The 19858-nt window shown below is 54.4% G+C and carries 15 protein-coding genes; 8 read left to right on the forward strand and 7 right to left on the reverse strand.

Features of this window, described 5'->3' with window-relative positions:
- Positions 1-2152: transglycosylase domain-containing protein (locus CF651_RS24790; RefSeq protein WP_144029107.1), on the forward strand; the 2152-nt coding region annotated here is incomplete at its 5' end.
- 319 nt (positions 2153-2471) lie between these two features.
- Here CF651_RS24790 and CF651_RS24795 read toward each other — a convergent pair.
- Both CF651_RS24795 and CF651_RS24800 read right to left on the reverse strand, forming a co-directional pair.
- The gene (locus CF651_RS24795; RefSeq protein ID WP_094017575.1) at positions 2472-3488 is read right to left on the reverse strand and encodes a hypothetical protein; all 1017 of its coding nucleotides are present in this window, start codon (positions 3486-3488) and stop codon (positions 2472-2474) included.
- Positions 3489-3631: 143 nt separating this feature from the next.
- The gene (locus CF651_RS24800) at positions 3632-4171 is read right to left on the reverse strand and encodes a hypothetical protein (RefSeq protein WP_094017576.1); all 540 of its coding nucleotides are present in this window, start codon (positions 4169-4171) and stop codon (positions 3632-3634) included.
- A gap of 223 nt (positions 4172-4394) precedes the next feature.
- Between CF651_RS24800 and CF651_RS32515 the strand changes: the two genes are divergently transcribed.
- Positions 4395-4544: a hypothetical protein gene (locus CF651_RS32515; protein ID WP_179232978.1), complete on the forward strand. Its 150-nt coding sequence runs from the start codon at positions 4395-4397 to the stop codon at positions 4542-4544.
- Between the two features lie 238 nt (positions 4545-4782).
- Here the strand turns inward: CF651_RS32515 and CF651_RS24805 are convergent, their stop codons facing one another.
- The 4 genes from CF651_RS24805 to CF651_RS24820 form a co-directional block, all read right to left on the reverse strand.
- Positions 4783-5412 carry a DNA-deoxyinosine glycosylase gene (locus CF651_RS24805; RefSeq protein WP_094017577.1) on the reverse strand — a complete coding sequence of 210 codons (630 nt, stop codon included), beginning with the start codon at positions 5410-5412 and terminating at the stop codon, positions 4783-4785.
- 105 nt (positions 5413-5517) lie between these two features.
- Positions 5518-6426 (reverse strand): DMT family transporter, encoded by a 909-nt coding sequence (locus tag CF651_RS24810; protein ID WP_094017578.1) that lies wholly within the window; start codon positions 6424-6426, stop codon positions 5518-5520.
- A gap of 5 nt (positions 6427-6431) precedes the next feature.
- Positions 6432-7925 carry a glycosyltransferase family 2 protein gene (locus tag CF651_RS24815; RefSeq protein ID WP_179232979.1) on the reverse strand — a complete coding sequence of 498 codons (1494 nt, stop codon included), beginning with the start codon at positions 7923-7925 and terminating at the stop codon, positions 6432-6434.
- Positions 7926-7933: 8 nt separating this feature from the next.
- Entirely contained in the window at positions 7934-9721 is a 1788-nt protein-coding gene (locus CF651_RS24820) for a hypothetical protein (protein WP_094017580.1), read from the reverse strand.
- A 289-nt stretch (positions 9722-10010) separates the two neighbouring features.
- Here CF651_RS24820 and CF651_RS24825 point away from each other — a divergent pair, with 289 nt between their 5' ends.
- The 6 genes from CF651_RS24825 to mmsB all read left to right on the forward strand — a co-directional run bounded on the left by CF651_RS24825 (position 10011) and on the right by mmsB (position 18182).
- Complete coding sequence (locus CF651_RS24825) at positions 10011-11012, forward strand: substrate-binding domain-containing protein (protein WP_094017581.1); 1002 nt, start codon at positions 10011-10013, stop codon at positions 11010-11012.
- Positions 11002-12891: a cache domain-containing sensor histidine kinase gene (locus CF651_RS24830; RefSeq protein WP_094017582.1), complete on the forward strand. Its 1890-nt coding sequence runs from the start codon at positions 11002-11004 to the stop codon at positions 12889-12891. The genes CF651_RS24825 and CF651_RS24830 overlap by 11 nt, the downstream gene beginning before the upstream one ends.
- Complete coding sequence (locus CF651_RS24835) at positions 12854-14065, forward strand: response regulator (protein WP_094017583.1); 1212 nt, start codon at positions 12854-12856, stop codon at positions 14063-14065. The genes CF651_RS24830 and CF651_RS24835 overlap by 38 nt, the downstream gene beginning before the upstream one ends.
- Before the next feature lie 210 nt (positions 14066-14275).
- Complete coding sequence (gene chvE, locus CF651_RS24840; protein WP_094017584.1) at positions 14276-15394, forward strand: multiple monosaccharide ABC transporter substrate-binding protein; 1119 nt, start codon at positions 14276-14278, stop codon at positions 15392-15394.
- Between the two features lie 88 nt (positions 15395-15482).
- Positions 15483-17012: a multiple monosaccharide ABC transporter ATP-binding protein gene (mmsA, locus tag CF651_RS24845; protein ID WP_094017639.1), complete on the forward strand. Its 1530-nt coding sequence runs from the start codon at positions 15483-15485 to the stop codon at positions 17010-17012.
- A gap of 24 nt (positions 17013-17036) precedes the next feature.
- A complete protein-coding gene (mmsB, locus tag CF651_RS24850) occupies positions 17037-18182 on the forward strand; it encodes a multiple monosaccharide ABC transporter permease (protein WP_218827876.1) in 1146 nt (381 codons plus the stop codon).
- 187 nt (positions 18183-18369) lie between these two features.
- On the opposite strand, the gene CF651_RS24855 is transcribed toward mmsB, so the two are convergent.
- On the reverse strand, positions 18370-19596 hold the full coding sequence (locus tag CF651_RS24855; RefSeq protein ID WP_094017640.1) for a glucose-1-phosphate adenylyltransferase: 1227 nt from the start codon (positions 19594-19596) through the stop codon (positions 18370-18372).
- Between the last annotated feature and the right edge of the window lie 262 nt (positions 19597-19858).

A 19858-nucleotide genomic window follows, 5' to 3' on the forward strand; every position in this document is an offset into this window, starting at 1 on the left:
GGAGCACGTCCGGCGTGGGACGGGCGGGGCGAGCGGCACGAACAGCGAGAGCGGCCTGCGTGGGGCTGGCGGGGCGAGCGGCACGAGTGGGGTGGGCGAAGCTGTGGTGCGCAAGCGGCGAGTCCGCTGGAGGCGCGTCCTCGCCGGAACGAGCATCGGTCTGCTGGCGTGCGGCATGCTCGGTGCCGGAGCGGTGTACCTGTGGGTCCGCGGGCTAGACGTCAGCAAGCTGGAGCATCCGCTTCCGGAACCGACGCTCATCATGGACCGCAACGGGCAGCCGGCCTCACAGCTCTCGTCGTCGAAGATTACGCCGGTGCCATTGGACCAAATCCCGCTGGATCTTCGCAATGCCATCATTGCGGTCGAAGACAGGCGCTTCTACGAGCATGCCGGGATTGACCTGTGGTCGATCAGCCGGGCGCTGCTGGTGGATTTGAAATCAGGCTCCATGGCGGAAGGCGGCAGCACGCTGACCCAGCAGCTGGCCAAAAATATGTTCCTGCAATCGGACAAAACCATGAGCCGGAAGCTGAAGGAAGCCGGCTACGCGCTAAAAATTAATCTGACCTATACCAAGGACGAAATTTTGGAGCTGTACTTGAACAGCATTTATTTCGGTGAAGGACGTTGGGGTGTGGAAGGCGCGGCGCAGGAATATTTCGCCAAGCCGGTACAGCAGCTCAGCTTGGAGGAGTGCGCCCTGCTTGCGGCGCTGCCCAAAGCTCCCACTACCTACTCTCCGGCCAAAAATAAGGAAAAAGCGCTGGAGCGGCGCAATCTGGTACTGTCACTGATGAAGGAGCAGCATTTCATTACGGCTGCCGCCTATACCCAGGCGGCAGCCCGACCCATCGCGCTGAAGCAAAACAGCCAGGAGTCGCTTAAAGGCAAATATCCTTCCTATGTCGACTATGTCATTCAGGAGGCCGGCGACTTGTATGGCTTTACAGAGGAGCAGATTCTTACTACGGGCCTGCGCATCTATACGTATTTGGAGCCTCAGCTGCAGCAAACGGCCCAAGAGGTGTATGCTCAGGATTCGCTGTTTCCTGCCGGCCCGAAGGACCAGCTGATGCAAAGCGGGGCCGTCTTCCTCGATCACCATAATGGCGGCATAGCGGCATTAGTCGGTACCCGAGGCCCGCAGGTATACCGCGGCTTTAATCATGCGACCCAGCTGAGACGCCAGCCCGGGTCCTCCTTCAAGCCGCTTGCGGTATACGGCCCGGCCCTGGAGCAGGGGTACGCTCCCGGCTCCCCATTGTACGATGGCCCGCTCGACATCGGCGGCTACCGTCCCCAGGATTGGGACGGCCAGACCCGCGGGCAGGTATCGCTGCAGGAAGCGATCGTGCGCTCCTGGAATATCCCTGCGGTCTGGCTGCTGAATGAAATCGGCCTCGACCAGGGGATGGCCTTCGCCCGCAGGGCGGGCATCCCGCTCAGCCAGGCCGACCGCAGCCTGAGCATGGCCCTCGGCGGCCTATCCGAGGGCGTCTCGCCCTTACAGATGGCACAAGCCTACAGTGCCATCGCCAACCTTGGCGTGATGCATCCGGCACACGCCATCGCCAAGGTCACGACCAAGGAAGGCATCCCCTTGGTCGAGGCCAAGCCGCAGCCGGTCAGCGTCACGCGGCCGGCAGTGGCCTATACCCTGACTTTACTGCTGGAGGAAGCAGTAAAGTCAGGGACGGGACAGGCCGCCGCGCTAGGGCGGCCGACGGCGGGCAAGACGGGCACGACGCAGCTGCCCGACACGCAGGAGTTCGCCGACATCGGCCGCAACGGCGCGAAGGATGCCTGGTTCGTCGGCTTCACCCCTGAGCTGACCGCAGCTGTCTGGCTCGGGTACGATCAAACCGACAAGACCCATTACCTGACGACAGGAGGAGGGGCGGTACCCTCCGTGCTTTTCCGCGAAATCATGAGCCGGGCCCTGCGCGATGCGCCTGCCGCCGAGTTTCCTGTGCCGGACGACTACAAGCAGCAGCTGCTGCAGCAGGCGGCTGCCCAGGCTGCTCAACAGCAGTCCCAGGGGGCCGCGCAAAAACACAAGGATGAGGATAAAAAAGAAAAAGGCCCCGCCAAAGACGCCGGGCCCGCCGGACGCGGAGCCAAGGATAATCGAGTAGATAGGGGCGGCTAGCCCCTGACCTCTCACATAACCATACATGCGGGGCCGCATACGGCGGTTCCGAAAGGATTAAGCATTTCAAGATAACGGGTAGTTAAGCTCAACAGCCCTTGGTCTCTCCAGAAGGGGAGTTTAAGGGCGTATTTGTGTTACTAGACATTTCCCCGTACCGGTGCCGGGAGGTTGCCATCGTAAGGATGCAGGAGAGGAGTATCGCTCAGATTGACCAACTCATCGTCAAGAAGAAAAGTATCCAAAAAAACGGCTGCCCGGAACCCCTTGCCCGTTCCAGTCAGCCGCTGCGCCAGCTTTTCAAAATGATCAAGCTGCCTTACTCATCGTCCCCATCGTTCTTATGAGGCTTCTCTTTGCCCTTCCCTTTATCGTCCTCTTTGCTTTTGTCTTTATTTTTATCCCCGGCGGTTTCTTTCTCCTTGTCTTTATCCAGCCCTTTAGCCTTTCCCTGCGGGTTCGGAGATACGACTGTCGCGTTGGAGACGGATGCAGGTGCCGCTTTCCACTTCACGTCCAGCTTCCATTCCGGCGTGGTATCCTTCAGCTGAAATTCGGTCGCAATTTTCTGCTTTAACGCCTTCTCGAAGGCTGCGTGATCCGCTGGCAGCCCCTTCAGCAGCAGCTGAATCATTGCAGCCGCCGCTTCGCCGTTCAAATGAATAACGGAACGGTCATTTCTTTTCAAATACAGCTCGCTGTCGGTTTTCGAGCCGCTGTCGCTTTGCTTGACCCGCAAATCGAGCTCCCGGCTCTTCCATTCTACCGACAGCTTCTCCCACGCGGGTGCCGCCCCTGCCGCTGTACTGCCCGAAGCCGGGGTAGGGGCTCCGCCCGCGGACGCTTCACGGCCTGTGCTGCTACCGGCTGCCGCCGTTCCTGCCACAGCGCCGGCGGACAAAGCATTTGTCCCCGCCTGTGCCTGCTCCGAAGCAGCTGCTCCTGAGGCTGGCTGCTGGGACTGTCTTGCTGGTGCGCCCGAGGCTCCCTGCGGATTGACGGCTGTGTCCGCCGAAGCCGAGACAGCCTTCACGTAAGCCGCCTGGTCCTTGCTGTTCAATATAATTTCAAGCGAATCGCCCGCCTTCAGCTGGGACAGATCCGATTTTTGCATATCCCGGTACACCCAGATTGTAGAAGACGCGGGATATACCGTTTCTTTGCCGTCCACACTGACGACCAGCTTCTTGCCATTGTCGTCCGCCCTGACAAACGATCCTTTGGCCTGCTGCGACAGCTCCGCGGATACCGTATTATTATCGAAGCCGAACGCAGCGTAGGAAATGAACCCGACGCCCAAGCAAACGGCCACAAGCCATGCGATTTTTTTTCTCATCGATCCAGTCCCCTCCTGATGCAACCTTACCCTGGAAGCCAAGTGAATAAAAGTTCTGCTATTTATCACGCTTCCCGGTACTATAAGATTCGCAGGGGGACTTCATTTTCAGGCTACCCTTTGCTCTCTTCGCTTCGGATTCATTACGTCATCGGATCCCAGCGATGCTCATAGGCGTGCAGTCTGGGGTGCAAAGCGCCGGTTCCCGCCTCCAGATCGATCCATAAACGCAGCTTCTTGATCCACGGCTCGAAGGAATCAAAGGCCGCCAGCTTGTTCGCCGTCTCAAGGGATACGGCCGCAAAGTGAGGACCTGCATATTTGTCGGCCAAGTAGCGGAATGACGTATCCATGGGCGTATATTTTTTGCGGCGTCCTTCCCAGCGGTCAATCGTCGTATCGACAGTTGTTGTATCAACTGATTCCAGCAGTTCCTCCAGCCCATCCACTCTCCGGTAAAAAGGCTCCGCTTCCCGTTCTCCCATCCGACGCAGCGTCTCTTCATGCAGGGGATAAAATACGACACGCTTGACCTCTTTCAGACGGACAGCCGCCAAAAGGCGAACCAGCTCCTGCTCCCCATAGCGCTCAAAGCTGTCGTACACCCATACCGTCCCCCGAAGCCCTTTGCTCTCGTCCTCCGGCTTGTAGCCGAACGGTACCTTGCTTGTTTCTCTTGCCATGGGCAACCCTCCTGCTCTTCCAATTCAAAGGTTTAAAGGATATCTACGTTGTAGTATACCAACCGAAGCCTGCGGCTCATTCCATCCGGGAGGAATAATTGACAGGCTGGCTGGCAATGTTATACAAGAGCCCGCTGACCGCAGCCGGCGAAGCGTGCTCTTTTTTCCGAAGTTACGACTGGTTATCCTGTACGATTTCTGTGAAAAAGGAGTTGTTCCTCTTATGTCGGAAAACAAAAAGCATCAAGGCAACTATGAAGGCACCGCCTCCATGAAGGCCGAAAATCAGGACATGGAGTTCGTCAACGATACCGTTGAGGGCGTAAAGACGACCAAAAACCTGAACGGAGCCATTACGAAGGAAAAACAATAAAGAGGGCGCAGGCCCTCTTTATTTGCGTTCCAAACCGAAATGTCGCATCGCCGTATGAAGCGGCTCCGTGACTCATAAAGCGCATGCGCAGTCATTCGGATACATACGTCGGAGCGGATCGAAATAAGCTTCTGGCATTTTTAATGAGCAGGCTGGCCATAGCCTTGAATTCACCTCGACTTCGGAAGCAGCTTGCCGCCATCCGCAAAAAGAAGCCTTTGCCGTCTGCTCCTACGCCTTACTCCATCTCCCGTAATTCCCGCCACGCCGCAAGCTTCGTCTCGAAGCTTAGTGTCCGGGCCGGGCTGGAGGAGGGCAGCACACCGAACTGCAGGCCCGTATCCAAGCCTTGCTCTACCAGCTGCGGGAGCACCTGTTTGCGGAACAATTGAGCGGCAGCCTGCCCGTTGAACCATATCCGCTCCAGAGCGGGATACTCCTGCAGCAGGCTGATGAAATCGTTCGCCTCGGGCTTCCGGATATCTGCATCCAGACTTCCCTCCCGTTCGCAGGCTGCCAGCACATCCCACAGGGCTACGCCATGCTTCACCGCGAAGCGGAGCCTTTCCTCGTACCTTTCGTCAGGGACAGGGTAGGCCTGTCTTTCAGGTCTTTCAGGTCTTTCAGGTCTTTCAGGTTCTTTAGGTCTTTCAGGCCCCTCAAATCCTCCAGACGCAGCAGGCGCAACCGCTTCTTCGCTTAGCACAGCGTACAACAAGCGCCAAAAATGATTGCGCGGATGCCCGTAATACTGCTGCTTGCTTAAGGAGAGTGCACCCGGCATCGATCCTAGCACCAGGATCCGGCAGCCGGAATCAATGACCGGCGGCAATCCATGCAATCGCCGTTGTGAATCGTCCATGCTCATCTCGTCAGGAGGCCTCCTTTTGCAGTATCGATCCCTGCTCCATCGCCCGTCATCCCAGGTGCGTTTCGGCGCAGCGAAGCGGCCGGTCGAGCCTGCGCGGCGCACTCAACCGGCGTCCGATGCCGTTTGCCCTGGCTTGCGCGCCGCCAGCCGAGCCTTGCGCATCGGCCAATTCAATAGCAGCAAACCCGCAATGAACAGCCCGACGCCGCTAAGAATATACCCGGTGATCCGGTCGTGGAAGAACAAATACGACCATAGAATTGTAAACAGCGCGCCGCTGTTGCTTACGATGACCGCTGCGGCGAAGCTGACTCTTTTCAGCGCCTCGGCGAACCAATTGAAGCTTAGCCCTGTAATGAGCCCCAAACCGACCAACGCCGCGATCCCCCACAGCGGCACCGTCCCCCCTGTTGCATGCGCTTGAAAAGGAAGCGGCACCGCCATCAGAATCGAGCACAGGAAAAAGATCGAGAAGTTCATCGGGCCGGACTCCATCGATTGGACCAGCATTTTTTGGCTGAGCACGTGAAAAGCCGTCCCGATCGCCGAAAGCACGAACAGCAGCGTCGTGAGTCCGTTGCTTGCCAGCATCGTATGGAGCGGCAGACCGTTCCAGCTGATGCACAGCACACCCATGATGCATAAAGCGCCGGCAATCCATCCCCGCAGGGATACATGCTCTTTGAAAATAAACACGGAAACGAGCAATAAAATAACCGTTTGGATCGGTCCGACCAAAATATTGCCGTACGAATACCCGATCGAAATCGCCATATTTTCGAACAAATAATTGCAGCTTTTGCCCAGTGCCCCGATCCAGATCCAGCGCAGGTCCAGCTTCAGGCCGAGCTTTCGATCCTTCACCAAAAGAAGTATGCCCAAAAAAACAATGCCCAGCGAAAACCGGGCAAAAGTAATGGTCGTGCTGTCCACCATCGTCGAGGCGGATTTAACCAAAATACCGACGAAGCTCCAGGACAAGGTCGCCAATATAAGCAAAAGATATCCCATGCTGTCTATTCCCCATTCGCTGTTGGTTTGCTTACCGCTTGAGCGGCTCCCTGCGGCGCCGATTGATGGCTCTCGTTCAGCTTCTGCTGCTGCCGGTCGATAAAAGCGATGCGGGCGCCGAGCCCTTCCAGCTGCGGGAACCTGCCGCGAACGCCGCGGTACAGCTCCCGAGCCTCCGAAAGCTTGCCGCATTGGCGCATCAGATCCCCCAGCAGCGCATCCGCCTTGCCGTCCAATATCGTATAATCCGGGGAAACGGTCCCCCGGTACGTTCGAAAGCTTTCCTTCGCCTGCTTCAGCTCCCGCCCCGCTTCCTGGACCAGCTGCTCCGCTTGCTTCAGCCGGATTTGCGCAAGCATGTACCGGGCGTCGGGATAATCCGGCTGCAGCTCCAGCGCTTTCAAGCAATAGCCTGCCGCTTCGTCCAGACGCTTTTGTCCTTGTCCCAGCCGCCATGCCAGCTGGGCAAGCAGCCGGTACACCTCCAGCAGCCGGCCGAAGCGCGGCTGCTGCAGCGCCGCTTCCTCGGCCTTGCGCAGATGCCGGATCGCTTCCTCCAGGCGGCCCGCCGCCATCGTTTCGCGTCCGTAAAACAGCCACGCGCCCGGGTTGTCCGGCTCCTCCGCAACCTGCTTGGCCAGCAGCCGCAGATTGCGTTCAATCGTCTGTTTGCCGCGCAGCACCGCAGGGTCATAGCCGTCATGCCGAAGCCGAAGACGAACGATCCGCCGCAGCGTAGCCTGCTCGTACAAGCCTTGCCCAGCGACGGCGAGCTGCTCATGAATCCGGCCGCGGTATTCCAAGCCGCGCCGGTTCGGGAACAGGCGGGTCTGGGAAAAGTCGTGGCGGATTTGTTGGCCCTGCTGATGCAGATGCCACACATGCAGCACCGCCGGCAGCTCCGTAGCATGGAAAAGTCCGGCAATATGCCGGACATAGCTAACATCGTCGGATACAAGCTCCTCATCCGCGTCTATCATAAGTATCCAATCGCTCTGGACATGCGCCAGAGCTACATTACGCTGCCGGGCAAAGTCGTCCTGCCACTCCGCCCGGATGAGCCGAACCAGCGGAAAAGACTCCGCTATGGCCGCGGTCCCGTCAGACGACGAGTCGATCACCACGATCTCGTCCACGGCTCCCTGCAGGCTCCGCAGGCAGCGGGCGATGCACCGCTCTTCGTTGCCGGCGATGATCACCGCCGCTACCGTGACCGGCTCCACCTGCAGCAAAGCATCCACATCGCCCCTTGGCGATCCGTCCGGCACCTGCTGCAGCGCTGCGTGCACCCGCGTCACCCAGGCGGCTTCCGGATCGAGCAGCCAGGCCCGATCGAATACGCGCCGTGCCGCGAGACCGAAGCCTTGCTGCTGGAGGGCTTCACCCAGCAGCACCCAGCCTTGTCCGTCCAGCGGCTCTTGACGGACAAGGGCGGCGGCGAGCTGCTCCGCCTCCGCATAGTGTCCCTGCCGCAGCGCGTCCACCGTCGATGAATACATAGAAGTCATCATGAAGACGGAATGTGCGGAAGGAACCGGATTTTATACGTAACGACAGGAGTGGACGGGTTATACTCTGTGGTTTCCCCGAAAACACGAGGATACGCTTGAATGGCCACTTCCCCTTCCGTTCCATAGGTCCAGCCTAGCTGAAACGTGGAGCCGGAGATCGGGTTCTCCACCGTTTCAAAGAAGCGGCCTGTCACTGTATAATCACCGATTTCCTCCCAGCGTCCTTCCATATGTTCGAGGTGACGCCATAAGTCCAATTGAGAACCGGTGTAAGGAAGCCCTTCAACGCCTAGTTTAAACGAATCGATGATCTCACTGGTCTGCTCCTGATCCTCGAACAAGCCGATGACTCTATACGACTCTTCGCGCCACATTTCTCCGTACTGGCTGTCCAGCGTGCCTTCGATAATGAGCTTATTGCCTTCGATATGAGCATTCGAATAAGTGCCGGTGGTGACGGTTTGGTTCAGATTCTGTAAATAGTAATGGTACGTTGCACCTGCAACCGTGCTGTAGTTAAATTTTTGATGCAAATCGATTTCCATTCTTGAATTGGTAAATACCATCCGATCCGCCAAAATCTCGGAATAATACATCCATTTCGGATAAATGGCGACGGTTTGGGAAACCGGTGAATTCGGGTGTGCCGCATCGGTCGCGCTAATCTGAATGAAGGTGGCAGAGTCGAAGTTCTCACCTGCCTCATTGACCAGCAGCGTGTTCCCCTCACGAACGACCGTAGCTCCCCAATCCGGCAGTTCCCCTTCCGACGGCTCGATCGAATACACCGAACTCGTAACGGATTCCGGGCTGCCCACGGACCTGGTATAAGTGTAGCTCAACTGGTCCCCATCCTGATCCCGGAACAAGGCATCCATAGAAATACGCAGCGGCTCCTGTTCGTCGATCACGTACCGGGTGATCCCTTTTACCTTCTCCGGCGCATGATTTACCGGTGGTGTTACCGAAGGAAGTACGGTTACCGGTACGGCCAATTCGGCCGTTCCCCCTGCCGGATCGGTCCCCTTGATGTACAGAACCGCCGTCCCCGCCTGATGGCCCTCAATCACAATCCCCCCATCCGACAAGAAAGCCGTAACTATAGTCTCGCTGCCGGAGCGGACGGAGTAGGTCAATTCCTCTTCTTCGGGGTCGGAGAAATACTTGCTGAATTCAGCGGCGTAGATAAAGTCTGTCTCATTCGCCGTCACTGTTCGTCCCGCTATGCCGCCATCCTGGACTATAGGCCTGCCATTGACGCTTCTTACCTCAATACCGTTCAGCAAATTCGCCATATCCGCCGGACTTTGGGCAGTAGAGGGACTCGCCGTAACTAATTTCCGAATGTCGGAAATGTCAATTTTGTTATCCGGTCCCGGATCAATCATGGTCACGGCAATCTTTTTCGGAGTCAGATCCGACCCGTTCAGCGGTGTAACGGTAAATGTCGCTTTTCCCAGTCCCTTGGACGTAATTTGTAGTAAACCGGAGCTTGTAGGAATTACCCCTTCAGCCACATTTGTGTTGTCCGATACCACCGACGCGAAGCTCGTTATATTGGGAAAGATGGAGTTTAATTTTACTTCAAACGTCTGCTGCGAATGCTTCTTAACAAGATATAATGCTGCGGTTTCCCCTCCGCCGCTGTTCGCCGATGCCAATGCGCTTGGAGCTCCGAAGGGCTGCAGCAGTAAAGGGATCGAAGCTAGGGCTGTACCGGCTTGCCATGCCCAATGCTTGGCCGATCGGCGGGCACCGCCGTTCTCATTTGAACTTCTCACCATGCCACCTCTTATTTTACAATTTTCGCCATCCTATGATGCGTCTATTGTACCATAGCTTTTTGGGGAACAGAACGGAAACCGTCCCCTTTTCTTCCATTAATTTATCGCAAACCTTCGAAATTGAAGTAAAAGGCTGCTGCAATCCTTAATGCTGCCATTGAGAGATAGCACCCAACTGCTGTTGGGATTGCTCCCTTTTCCATCCCCCCTCGATAAAGCGCTTTCCTTATGGTAAAGTGATATACCGAAAGATACATTTCGTAATTTCGCAAGGGGGTTCTTGTGACGGATGAGAAGATTCATGTTCATTTACTTTTTGCTCGCGCTGGCTTTTGTTCTCTACGTGGTCAATTATAACTATCGGGATTCGCGGATCGTGAACCCTTCCCAGGAGGGGCTTCGCGGCAGCATCGACGAGAAATATGTGATGGTTACGTTTCAGGCCGGAATCGAATACTGGAAAAGCGGTTTAAAAGGCTTCGAGGACGCAGCCGAGACGATGAACGTCTCTGTAGAATACCGGGGAGCGACGCAGTACGATTTGCATGAGCAAATCACCGTCCTTGAGCAGGTTATCGCCCGCAAGCCGGCTGGCATCGCCTTATCAGCGATCAATCCGCAGGAGCTGTCGGAGACGATCAACAAAGCGGTCGAAGCCGGCATCCCTGTCGTACTGTTCGATTCGGGTGCGATAACGAGCAAGGCGTATTCCTTCCTGGCAACGAACAATTACAGCGCCGGCGTGACGGCCGCCCACAAAATGGCCGAGCTCCTCCAGAACAAGGGCGAGTTAGCCATCATCACTCAGCCGAACCAATTGAACCATCAGGAGCGGACGAAGGGGTTTCAGGATACGATAGAGAAGGAATACCCGCAGATCAAGATCGCTGCTGTCGAGGACGGCAAAGGCGATCAGGCGTATTCGAGCAAAATAGCGGCTGAGATTATGAAAGATCATCCGAACGTAAGCGGTTTCTTCGCTACCCAGGCGAACGGCGCGGTTGGTATCGGCGAGACGCTGCAGCGTCAGCATCTGGACGGCAAAGTGAAGCTGATTGGCTTTGATACGGATAAATCGACTTTGGACATGATAAAGACTGGGGTCGTATCCGCCACGATGGCTCAAGGCACCTGGCAGATGGGGTATTGGTCCCTGCAATTTTTGTTCCAGCTGAAGCACGGGCTTCTGAATCCGGCGCCGGGCTCCGAGGTTTCTCCGCTCCCGCCCTACGTGGATACCGGAATTACCGTAGTTACCGAAAGGAACGTGGACAACTATTATGCGAAGTAAGGCATCCGGAGGATCGGGCGGACTGTTCAATCGGCTGTTTGGTTTTAAAATAAATGATTTACCTATCCGCTACAAGCTGATCGTTCACTTTCTGCTGATCGGTATTTTGCCTGCTATCGGTTTGGGTGCGCTCACAAGCTTGACGGCGGGGAAAATTATCGAGAGACAAGTCACCGACAACACGCTCCAATTGATCAGCAAAGTCAATACGACGCTGGAGTTTTATTTGAGCAATATGCAAAATATTACGTATCTCGTTTCGTTTAATCCCGAGGTTCAGAGCTTTCTGGAAAACAACGACGATGCCCAAAATATGTACAACATGCGTAAGTTTCTACAGGAATTTACGACGCTGCATTCCGAAATATCCGGTATTCTCGTTATGAACAGTGCGGGTGCCTACATCAGCAATGAGCTGTATGCGCGCAGTACAGCCAGCCTTATTGAGGAGACCTGGTATCAGGAAGCCGTCAAAAGCAAAGGCTTGTTCAAAATATTAGGTCACCCGGCCGGGCGCAACATTACGAGTCACGTGAACTATAAAGACAACGAGGTCATCTCGGTGGTGCGGGCCATTCTGGATCCGGATACACAGCAGCTGAAAGGCGTTGTCCTCATCGACCTGAAGCTCAGAGTCATTGCCGAGACGGCGAAAGACGTGAGGCTGGGCAAGCTCGGATATCTAATGGTGTTGAACAGCCAGGGAGAAGAAATCTACGCGCCCAGGCATCATTTATTGAACGAGATTCCTATCGAGTGGTTCCAGGGGAGTAATGGGGGCACCTTTTCAAAAAAGGTGGACGGGGAAAATTTGCAGTTTATTTACCAAAAGTCCCCATTTACCGAATGGACGACCGTCGGGGTGTTTTCCAGTCAGGAATCTGTGCTCGAAGTAAGGGAAATTAACTTTTACGTGGTCAGCTTCGTCTTTATTCTTTGCTCGCTCGGGATTTTCGCCTCCTTCTATTTGTCCTACAGCATTTCCAGGCCAATCGTTCGATTGATGTCTCTGATGCAAAAAGCGGAATCCGGTGATTTGAACATCCGGTATTTGGGGGACCGGAAGGACGAAGTCGGCATGCTGGGCAAAAGCCTCAATACGATGCTGGCCCAGATCAGCAAGCTGCTGCATCTTACGGAGGTCCAATCGCGTCAGAAGCAGGAAGCCGAATTCCGGAGCTTGCAGGCCCACATTAAGCCGCATTTTCTATACAATACGCTGGATACGATACACTGGATGGCGAGGAATAAAGGTGTCGACGATGTAGCGGAAGTCGTGGAATCGCTCTCCAAGCTGTTTCGGATCGGCCTGAGCAAAGGAAGCGACATCATCCCGCTGTTGGACGAGATCGAGCATATCAAGAGCTACTTGAAGATTCAGAAGACAAGGTACAGGGACAAGCTGAACTACTCCATTCATCTGGACCCGGCCGTTCAAGGGGCTTCCGTCTTAAAGCTGCTGCTGCAGCCGCTTGTCGAGAATGCGATTTACCACGGTATCAAGGAACGGAGAGGCCCCGGCCATATCCTGATGGAGGCCTATGAGCAGGAAGGCAAGCTGGTGCTTAAGGTAACGGACGACGGCAAAGGGATCCCCCCGGAGGCTTTGACGAAGCTAAGGAAGAAGCTGGACGAGCTGTTCACGGACGGATCGGAATTACAAGAGACGGGAGACCGTTCGGGGTACGGTCTGATGAATGTTCAAGCGAGAATCCGCTTGACCTTCGGCCCATCGTACGGGCTGTCTGTCGACAGTGAGCCGGGCCAAGGGACAACCGTGATGGTCATTCACCCGATATTAAGCGGCAGTATGCCGCTTACGACAAAGGAGGAGGTCAGCCGTGACAACAGCGGGCTGGAAAGTGATCATAGCGGATGACGAGCCGATCATTCGGGAGGGCATCCACAACTCGGTAAATTGGGAAGCGCTCGGCATGACAGTTGTGGCGCAAGCAGAGGACGGCGAAGAGGCGCTGGAGCTGGCCGTTCGGCATGGCGTTCATATTTTGCTTGTCGATTTGAACATGCCGATCATGGACGGGCTTACGCTGGTCAAGCATATCCGGGACCAGGTGCCGGACTGTAAAGTCATCATCATCTCCGGCCATGATGAATTCTCCTATGCGCAGGAGGCGATTCGCCTCAATGTAGACGATTATATCCTGAAGCCGGCGAATCCGGAGCAGCTGAGGAAAGTGCTTGAGCGCGTCAAGCTGGAGCTGGAAACGACTATGGAGCAGAATGAGCTTCTGAAATCGGCCTCCAGGCAAATCAGCAAAAATTTCCCGCTGCTGCGGGAAAGGTTCTGCACTGAATGGGTTCAAGGCACCTTGACCCAGGGAGAGATTGAGGAGCAGCTCAGCTTCCTTAAGCTGCCTTCAGCCCGTCCGGCGCAGCTGTGCATCGTGCGTTGGCCGGAAACGAGCTCCAATCGGCCGCTGCTCAAGGAAAATGACCGGCAGCTGTTTTTATTCGCGATCGAGAATATTATTTCCGAGCTGCTGCAGCCTTATCCAAGGGTTACCTTCCGGGATGATTCCGGATTGATCGTCACCATTCTATGGGATTCCGTGGCCGAGAGCGTCTTCTCCGACATCGCCGGCTCCATCCAGGTGTACCTGAAAATTCCGATTCATCTTCAGGTCGAGCCTATGGAGGGGCCCATTACGGAAATAGCGGAGGTTTACCGCATTTGCAAAGCGAAGCTATATAAGGAGTCTGACGTTTCTCCCCTTGTGAAACGAGCCAAATGGCATATCGCCGAGCAATATTCAGACCCGGATCTGACGCTGGAATCGACAGCCAGACTGCTGCAGGTATCCCCGGTGTACCTCAGCCGCATTTTCAAGCAGGAGCTGGGTACCTCCTTCGTCAGTCTGGTTACGCAAACCCGAATCAAGAAGGCGGTGCAGCTGCTCAATTCCACGGACTTGACGATCCACGATATCGCCGGCAAGGTCGGCTACGAAACCCAGCATTATTTCATCACCGCCTTCAAGAAGGCGATGGGCATCCCGCCCAACCAGTACCGCAAAGGCGGCAGCAGTTCATAGCGAGGCGGCAGGGCACGAGACGTCAATGAGACGCTCGTGCCTTATTTGCTTTCACTGATTCACTCCTGCCGAATCTGAATGCTCCTCCGCCATCATTTAACTTAGTTGGTTTTTTATAAAAAAGGTTTCTTTTTTTAAAAGACGGTCCCGCCCCTTTTTAATATACTCAGAGCAGTTCCTAATTCAAAGAGAAATGAAAGGGGTAACACAATGAAAAAAGTAATCACACTCATGCTTTCGTTGATGATGGTATTTGCCCTTGCGGCCTGCGGCGCTGCAAAAACCGGCGGTGACACGGCAGCAGCGGGCGGAGGCAGCGGTACGGATCAAGGCGGAAAAGGCAAATTCGTCGGCATCGCAATGCCGACCAAATCGTCCGAGCGCTGGGTGAAAGACGGCGACAATATGATGAAGGAATTTCAGAAGCTGGGGTATAAAACGGATCTGCAATATGCAGAGGACGTTGTAGAGAATCAAGTGTCGCAAATCGAGAACATGATCACCAAAGGCGTGAACGTATTGGTTATCGCATCGATTGACGGCGAATCGCTTACCAACGTGCTGGACAAAGCGAAAAAGGCGAACATTCCTGTAATCGCTTACGACCGCTTGATCAAAAAGACCGATAACGTCAGCTACTACGCGACTTTCGATAACTTCAAGGTCGGCGTGCTGCAAGGCTCCTATATCGAGCAAAAGCTCGGCCTGAAGGACGGCAAGGGACCTTTCAACATCGAGCTGTTCGGCGGATCTCCGGATGATAACAATGCTTACTTCTTCTTCGACGGTGCGATGTCCGTGCTGAAGCCTTATATCGATTCCGGCAAGCTGGTCGTGCGCAGCGGCCAAACGAAAATGGACCAGGTAGCTACACTCCGGTGGGACGGCGCAACGGCACAGGCCCGTATGGATAACCTGCTCAGCGCAAAGTACGCAACCGACAAGGTAGACGCAGTGCTTTCTCCGTATGACGGAATCAGTATCGGGATCCTCTCCTCCTTGAAAGGCGTCGGCTACGGAACAAAGGATAAGCCGCTGCCGGTCATCACCGGCCAAGATGCGGAGCTGGCTTCCGTGAAGTCGATCATCGCAGGCGGACAAACGCAGACGGTATTCAAGGATACCCGCGAGTTGGCTAAAAAAGCCGTTGAAATGGCGGACAGCATTCTGAAGGGCACTGAGGTGAAGGTCAACGATACGAAAACGTATAATAACGGCGTCAAAATCGTTCCGTCCTTCCTGCTGCAGCCGGTTTCCGTTGATGTGACCAACTATGAGAAGGCTTTGGTCGAAACCGGATACTATTCGAAGGACCAGCTGGCGAAATAACACGATATAACTCATCGACAATGATTTAGTGGCGGCCTGTCCGCCGCTAAATCATTCATTACATTTTAGAGGGTCTGGTGAAATGGACATGACGGATACCATATTGGAAATGAGGGGCATAACGAAAACGTTTCCGGGTGTCAAAGCGCTTGAAGATGTCAATTTGAAGGTCAAAGAAGGCGAAATCCACGCGTTGATGGGGGAGAACGGCGCCGGCAAATCGACGCTCATGAAGGTGCTCAGCGGCGTGTATCCGTATGGCAGCTATAACGGTGATATTTTGTTCGACAACGACATTTGCAAATTCAAAGATATCAAGGACAGCGAGAAGCTGGGCATCGTCATTATCCATCAGGAATTGGCCTTGATTCCTCAGCTGTCTATTGCCGAGAACATATTTCTGGGCAATGAACGCGGACGCCGCGGCATCGTGAACTGGAACGAAACGATCGTAAAAACCCGGGAGCTGTTAAATAAAGTAGGGCTTAACGAATCGCCTGACTCGATCATATCCTCGCATGGTGTAGGCAAGCAGCAGCTGGTCGAAATCGCCAAAGCGTTATCCAAGGAGGTCAAGCTGCTCATTCTCGATGAGCCGACCGCCGCATTGAATGAGGAAGACAGCGATAATCTGCTCAACCTGCTATTGGAATTGAAAAAACAAGGGCTCACGGCCATTATCATATCCCACAAATTGAACGAAATCGTCAAGGTTGCCGATTCCATCACGATTCTAAGGGACGGCAAAACGATCGAAACCCTTGATGTACAGCAAGACAATATTACGGAAGACCGTATCATTAAAGGAATGGTCGGAAGGGATTTGACTCAGCGCTACCCGGCCCGGGAACCGAAGATCGGCGGTACGATTTTCGAGGTGAAGAATTGGCATGTATTTCATCCCGAGCAGGTGGGCCGCAAGGTCATCGACGACGTCAATTTTCATATTCGCGCGGGAGAAATAGTGGGCATCGCCGGATTAATGGGGGCTGGCCGTACGGAGCTGGCGATGAGTATTTTCGGTAAATCCTACGGAACCAAGATCAGCGGGAAAGTGATCAAAAACGGTAAAGAGGTTCAACTGAATACAATTACGAAGGCTATTGACGAAGGCATCGCTTATGTCACGGAGGATCGGAAGCATTACGGATTGATATTGCTGGATGACATCAAACGCAACATATCTTTAGCCAGCTTGAATAAGCTGTCCCGAAATCTCGTCATCGATGAAAATCGGGAAATCACCGAGGCAGAAAACTTCCGAAAGGCGATGAATATCAAGACGCCGAGCATTTTGCAAAAAACGGGCAATTTAAGCGGCGGCAATCAGCAGAAGGTCGTTCTCAGCAAATGGATCTTATCCGGACCGGATATTCTCATTCTGGATGAGCCAACCCGCGGGATCGACGTCGGCGCCAAATATGAAATCTACACCATCATTCATCAGCTTGCGGCAGAGGGTAAAGGGATTCTGATCATTTCGTCCGAGCTGCCGGAAATTCTCGGAATGTGCGACCGGATTTATGTAATGAGCGAAGGACGCATGACCGGTGAAGTGGACGGCAAGGAAGCGACGCAAGAGACATTAATGAAGTACATGACAAAAAGCAGGGGGTAACACACGGTGGAAAGCTTAGTGAAAATGTTCCGGTCCAATATCCGCCATTACGGCATGTTTATAGCGTTAATCCTGATCATTGCATTGTTTCAAATCTTGACGGACGGCATCCTGCTGAAGCCTTTGAATCTTACGAATATTATTTTGCAAAACAGTTACATTCTCGTGCTCGCAATCGGGATGCTTCTGGTCATCATCACCGGGCATATCGATCTGTCGGTCGGCTCGATTGCGGCTTTCGTCGGCGCATTATCGGCCATTTTCATGGTTAATATGCAGATGCCGTTCGCAGTTGCTTTTATTCTTTCCCTACTCATCGGAGCGGCTATCGGAGCTTGGCAGGGCTTTTGGGTCGCTTACGTGAAAATCCCGTCCTTTATCGTTACGCTGGCGGGCATGCTCCTGTTCCGAGGGCTCACAATGATCGTGCTGAAGGGTCAATCCATCTCCCCGTTCCCGGGGGCGTTTCAGAAGATCAGCTCGGGCTTCATGCCCGATTTCTTCACAGGCGGGTCTCTCCATCTTTCAACGATCGTCATAGGAATTCTCTTATCGGTACTGTTAATCTTCAGTGAATTAAGAACGCGGAAAAATCAGAAGAAATACAGCTTTGAGGTGCTCCCGATCGGGCTGCTGACAGCCAAGCTGGCGGCTATGATTGTGATCATCAACGTATTTACTTATGTGCTGGCCAGCTATGAAGGGATACCGAACATCCTTATTATTCTTTTTATTCTGATTGTGATTTATTCCTTCGTGATGAATCGAATGGTCATGGGCCGCCACGTCTATGCTCTCGGGGGCAACGAAAAAGCGGCGAAGCTGTCCGGTGTCAAAACCAAACGCGTCACCTTCTGGGTATTCGTCAACATGGGTGCGCTGGCTGCGCTGTCCGGGCTTATCTTCGCCGCCCGTCTGAATGCGGCAACGCCGAAAGCCGGTGTAAACTTCGAGCTTGATGCGATCGCAGCCTGCTTCATCGGCGGCGCTTCCGCTTCCGGCGGGATCGGGACCGTAGTCGGTGCCATTGTGGGCGGTCTTGTTATGGGCGTCATGAATAACGGGATGTCCATCATCGGGCTCGGAATCGACTGGCAGCAAGGAATTAAAGGCCTGGTGCTGCTGCTGGCCGTAGCGTTCGACATCTACAACAAGAACAAAACGGCGTAAGCCGCAAATTGAAAAAAGGGTATTCCCCGGAAAGCCATGCATTGCAGTGGCTTCGGGGAATGCCCTTATTGTCTATTCAATGAGCCGTAGACCTCATTCATCCGGTTCTTCCCTTTGCCAGTACGAACTATGGGATCCGATGGATCAAGGCGTTTTCGCTGCCGGGAATTCAGCCCGCCCCGTCAGGTTAATGGAACAGCTCCGAAGCACTCAGCGCGTGAACGGCGTGCGCCCCATTCGTTTCAAACAGCGAGGCTTCTTCTGCCGTATCTGCAAACGGTTGGCGGGCAACGAGAGCAAACGGGGCCACGACAGCAATCTCATCTTCGTGCCCTTCGATGACCGCGCCGTCCTCAATGACTGCGCCTTCCCCGATAATCGCATGAGAGATACGCACATGACGCCCGATGGTCACGTTCGGCATCAGCACACTGTCGTTGATACGACTGCCCTTTCCTACTTGTACACCTGAGAAAATGACGGACCGGTGCAGGCTGCCCTCCACCGAGCTCTCCCGGTGTGCCAGAGATTCCTGAACATCCTTGCTTGTGAACACGGAGCGAAGGCTGCCGACATGAGGATCGCGGCTGTACATCGGCCAGTTCTCCCTCTTCAGATCCAGCTGGGGTTGTCCGCCAAGCAAATCCATATGTGCCTCCCACAGGCTCTTAATGGTACCGACATCCCGCCAGTAGCCGTCGAACCGGTAAGCGAACAGCTTTCCGTCCATGCGCAGCATACGGGGGAGCAGATCCTTGCCGAAATCATGGCTTGATTTCGGATTGTTCGCATCCTCGATCAGATGCTCCCGCAAATAAGACCATTCGAAGACATAGATTCCCATGGAGGCCAGATTGCTTAGAGGCCGGGTCGGCTTTTCGACAAAATCCTTGATGCAGCCTCTCTCATCCGCATTCATGATGCCGAAGCGGTGCGCCTCCGCCCAAGGCACTTCCATGACGGAAATCGTCGCTTCCGCTCCGTTCTCCTTGTGATAAGCAAGCATCAGGCGGTAATCCATCGAATAGATATGGTCACCCGACAAAATGAAGACATGCTCGGGATCGTGCCGGTCGATAAAAGAAATATTTTTATAAATGGCATCTGCCGTACCAAGGTAACCGCAAGCATCGGATGTGGGTGCGGAGAGCAGGGAAACCCCCTCATCCTGCTGGCCGGCCAAGCCCCAAGGCTCGCCGCCGCCGATATGCGAATGCAATGATTCTGAAGCGTACTGGGTCAACACGCCAACGGTCCGAATGTCCGAATTCGCGCAATTGCTTAGAGGGAAATCGATAATGCGGTAATGCCCTCCGAAGGGAACCGCCGGCTTGGCCAATTGATTCGTTAAAGGAGATAACCTGCGTCCCTCGCCTCCGGCTAGCAGCATGGCAATACACTCTTTCTTCTTCAAGTTGATCGCCTCCCATGACATGTATGTACTTCCTTTTAACCTTTAAGCACCCAGCTGAAACGGGAAATGCAACGAAATAGGAATTTATGGGAGGATTGCGTGCAGCTTCTAATTATCCAATAAAATGTAAAGGCAGACGTATCAGCCGCCTCAACCCGCTACAAGCTAGTGTAAACCATTGTGGCGGCAGACCATGCACGAATCGGCGAAAAAAATGAAGAAGCCCCTGACAAGGCCGTCAGGGGCATGGGGCAGGAATAAA

It is taken from the genome of Paenibacillus rigui (assembly GCF_002234615.1).
Lineage (GTDB): Bacteria > Bacillota > Bacilli > Paenibacillales > NBRC-103111 > Paenibacillus_S > Paenibacillus_S rigui.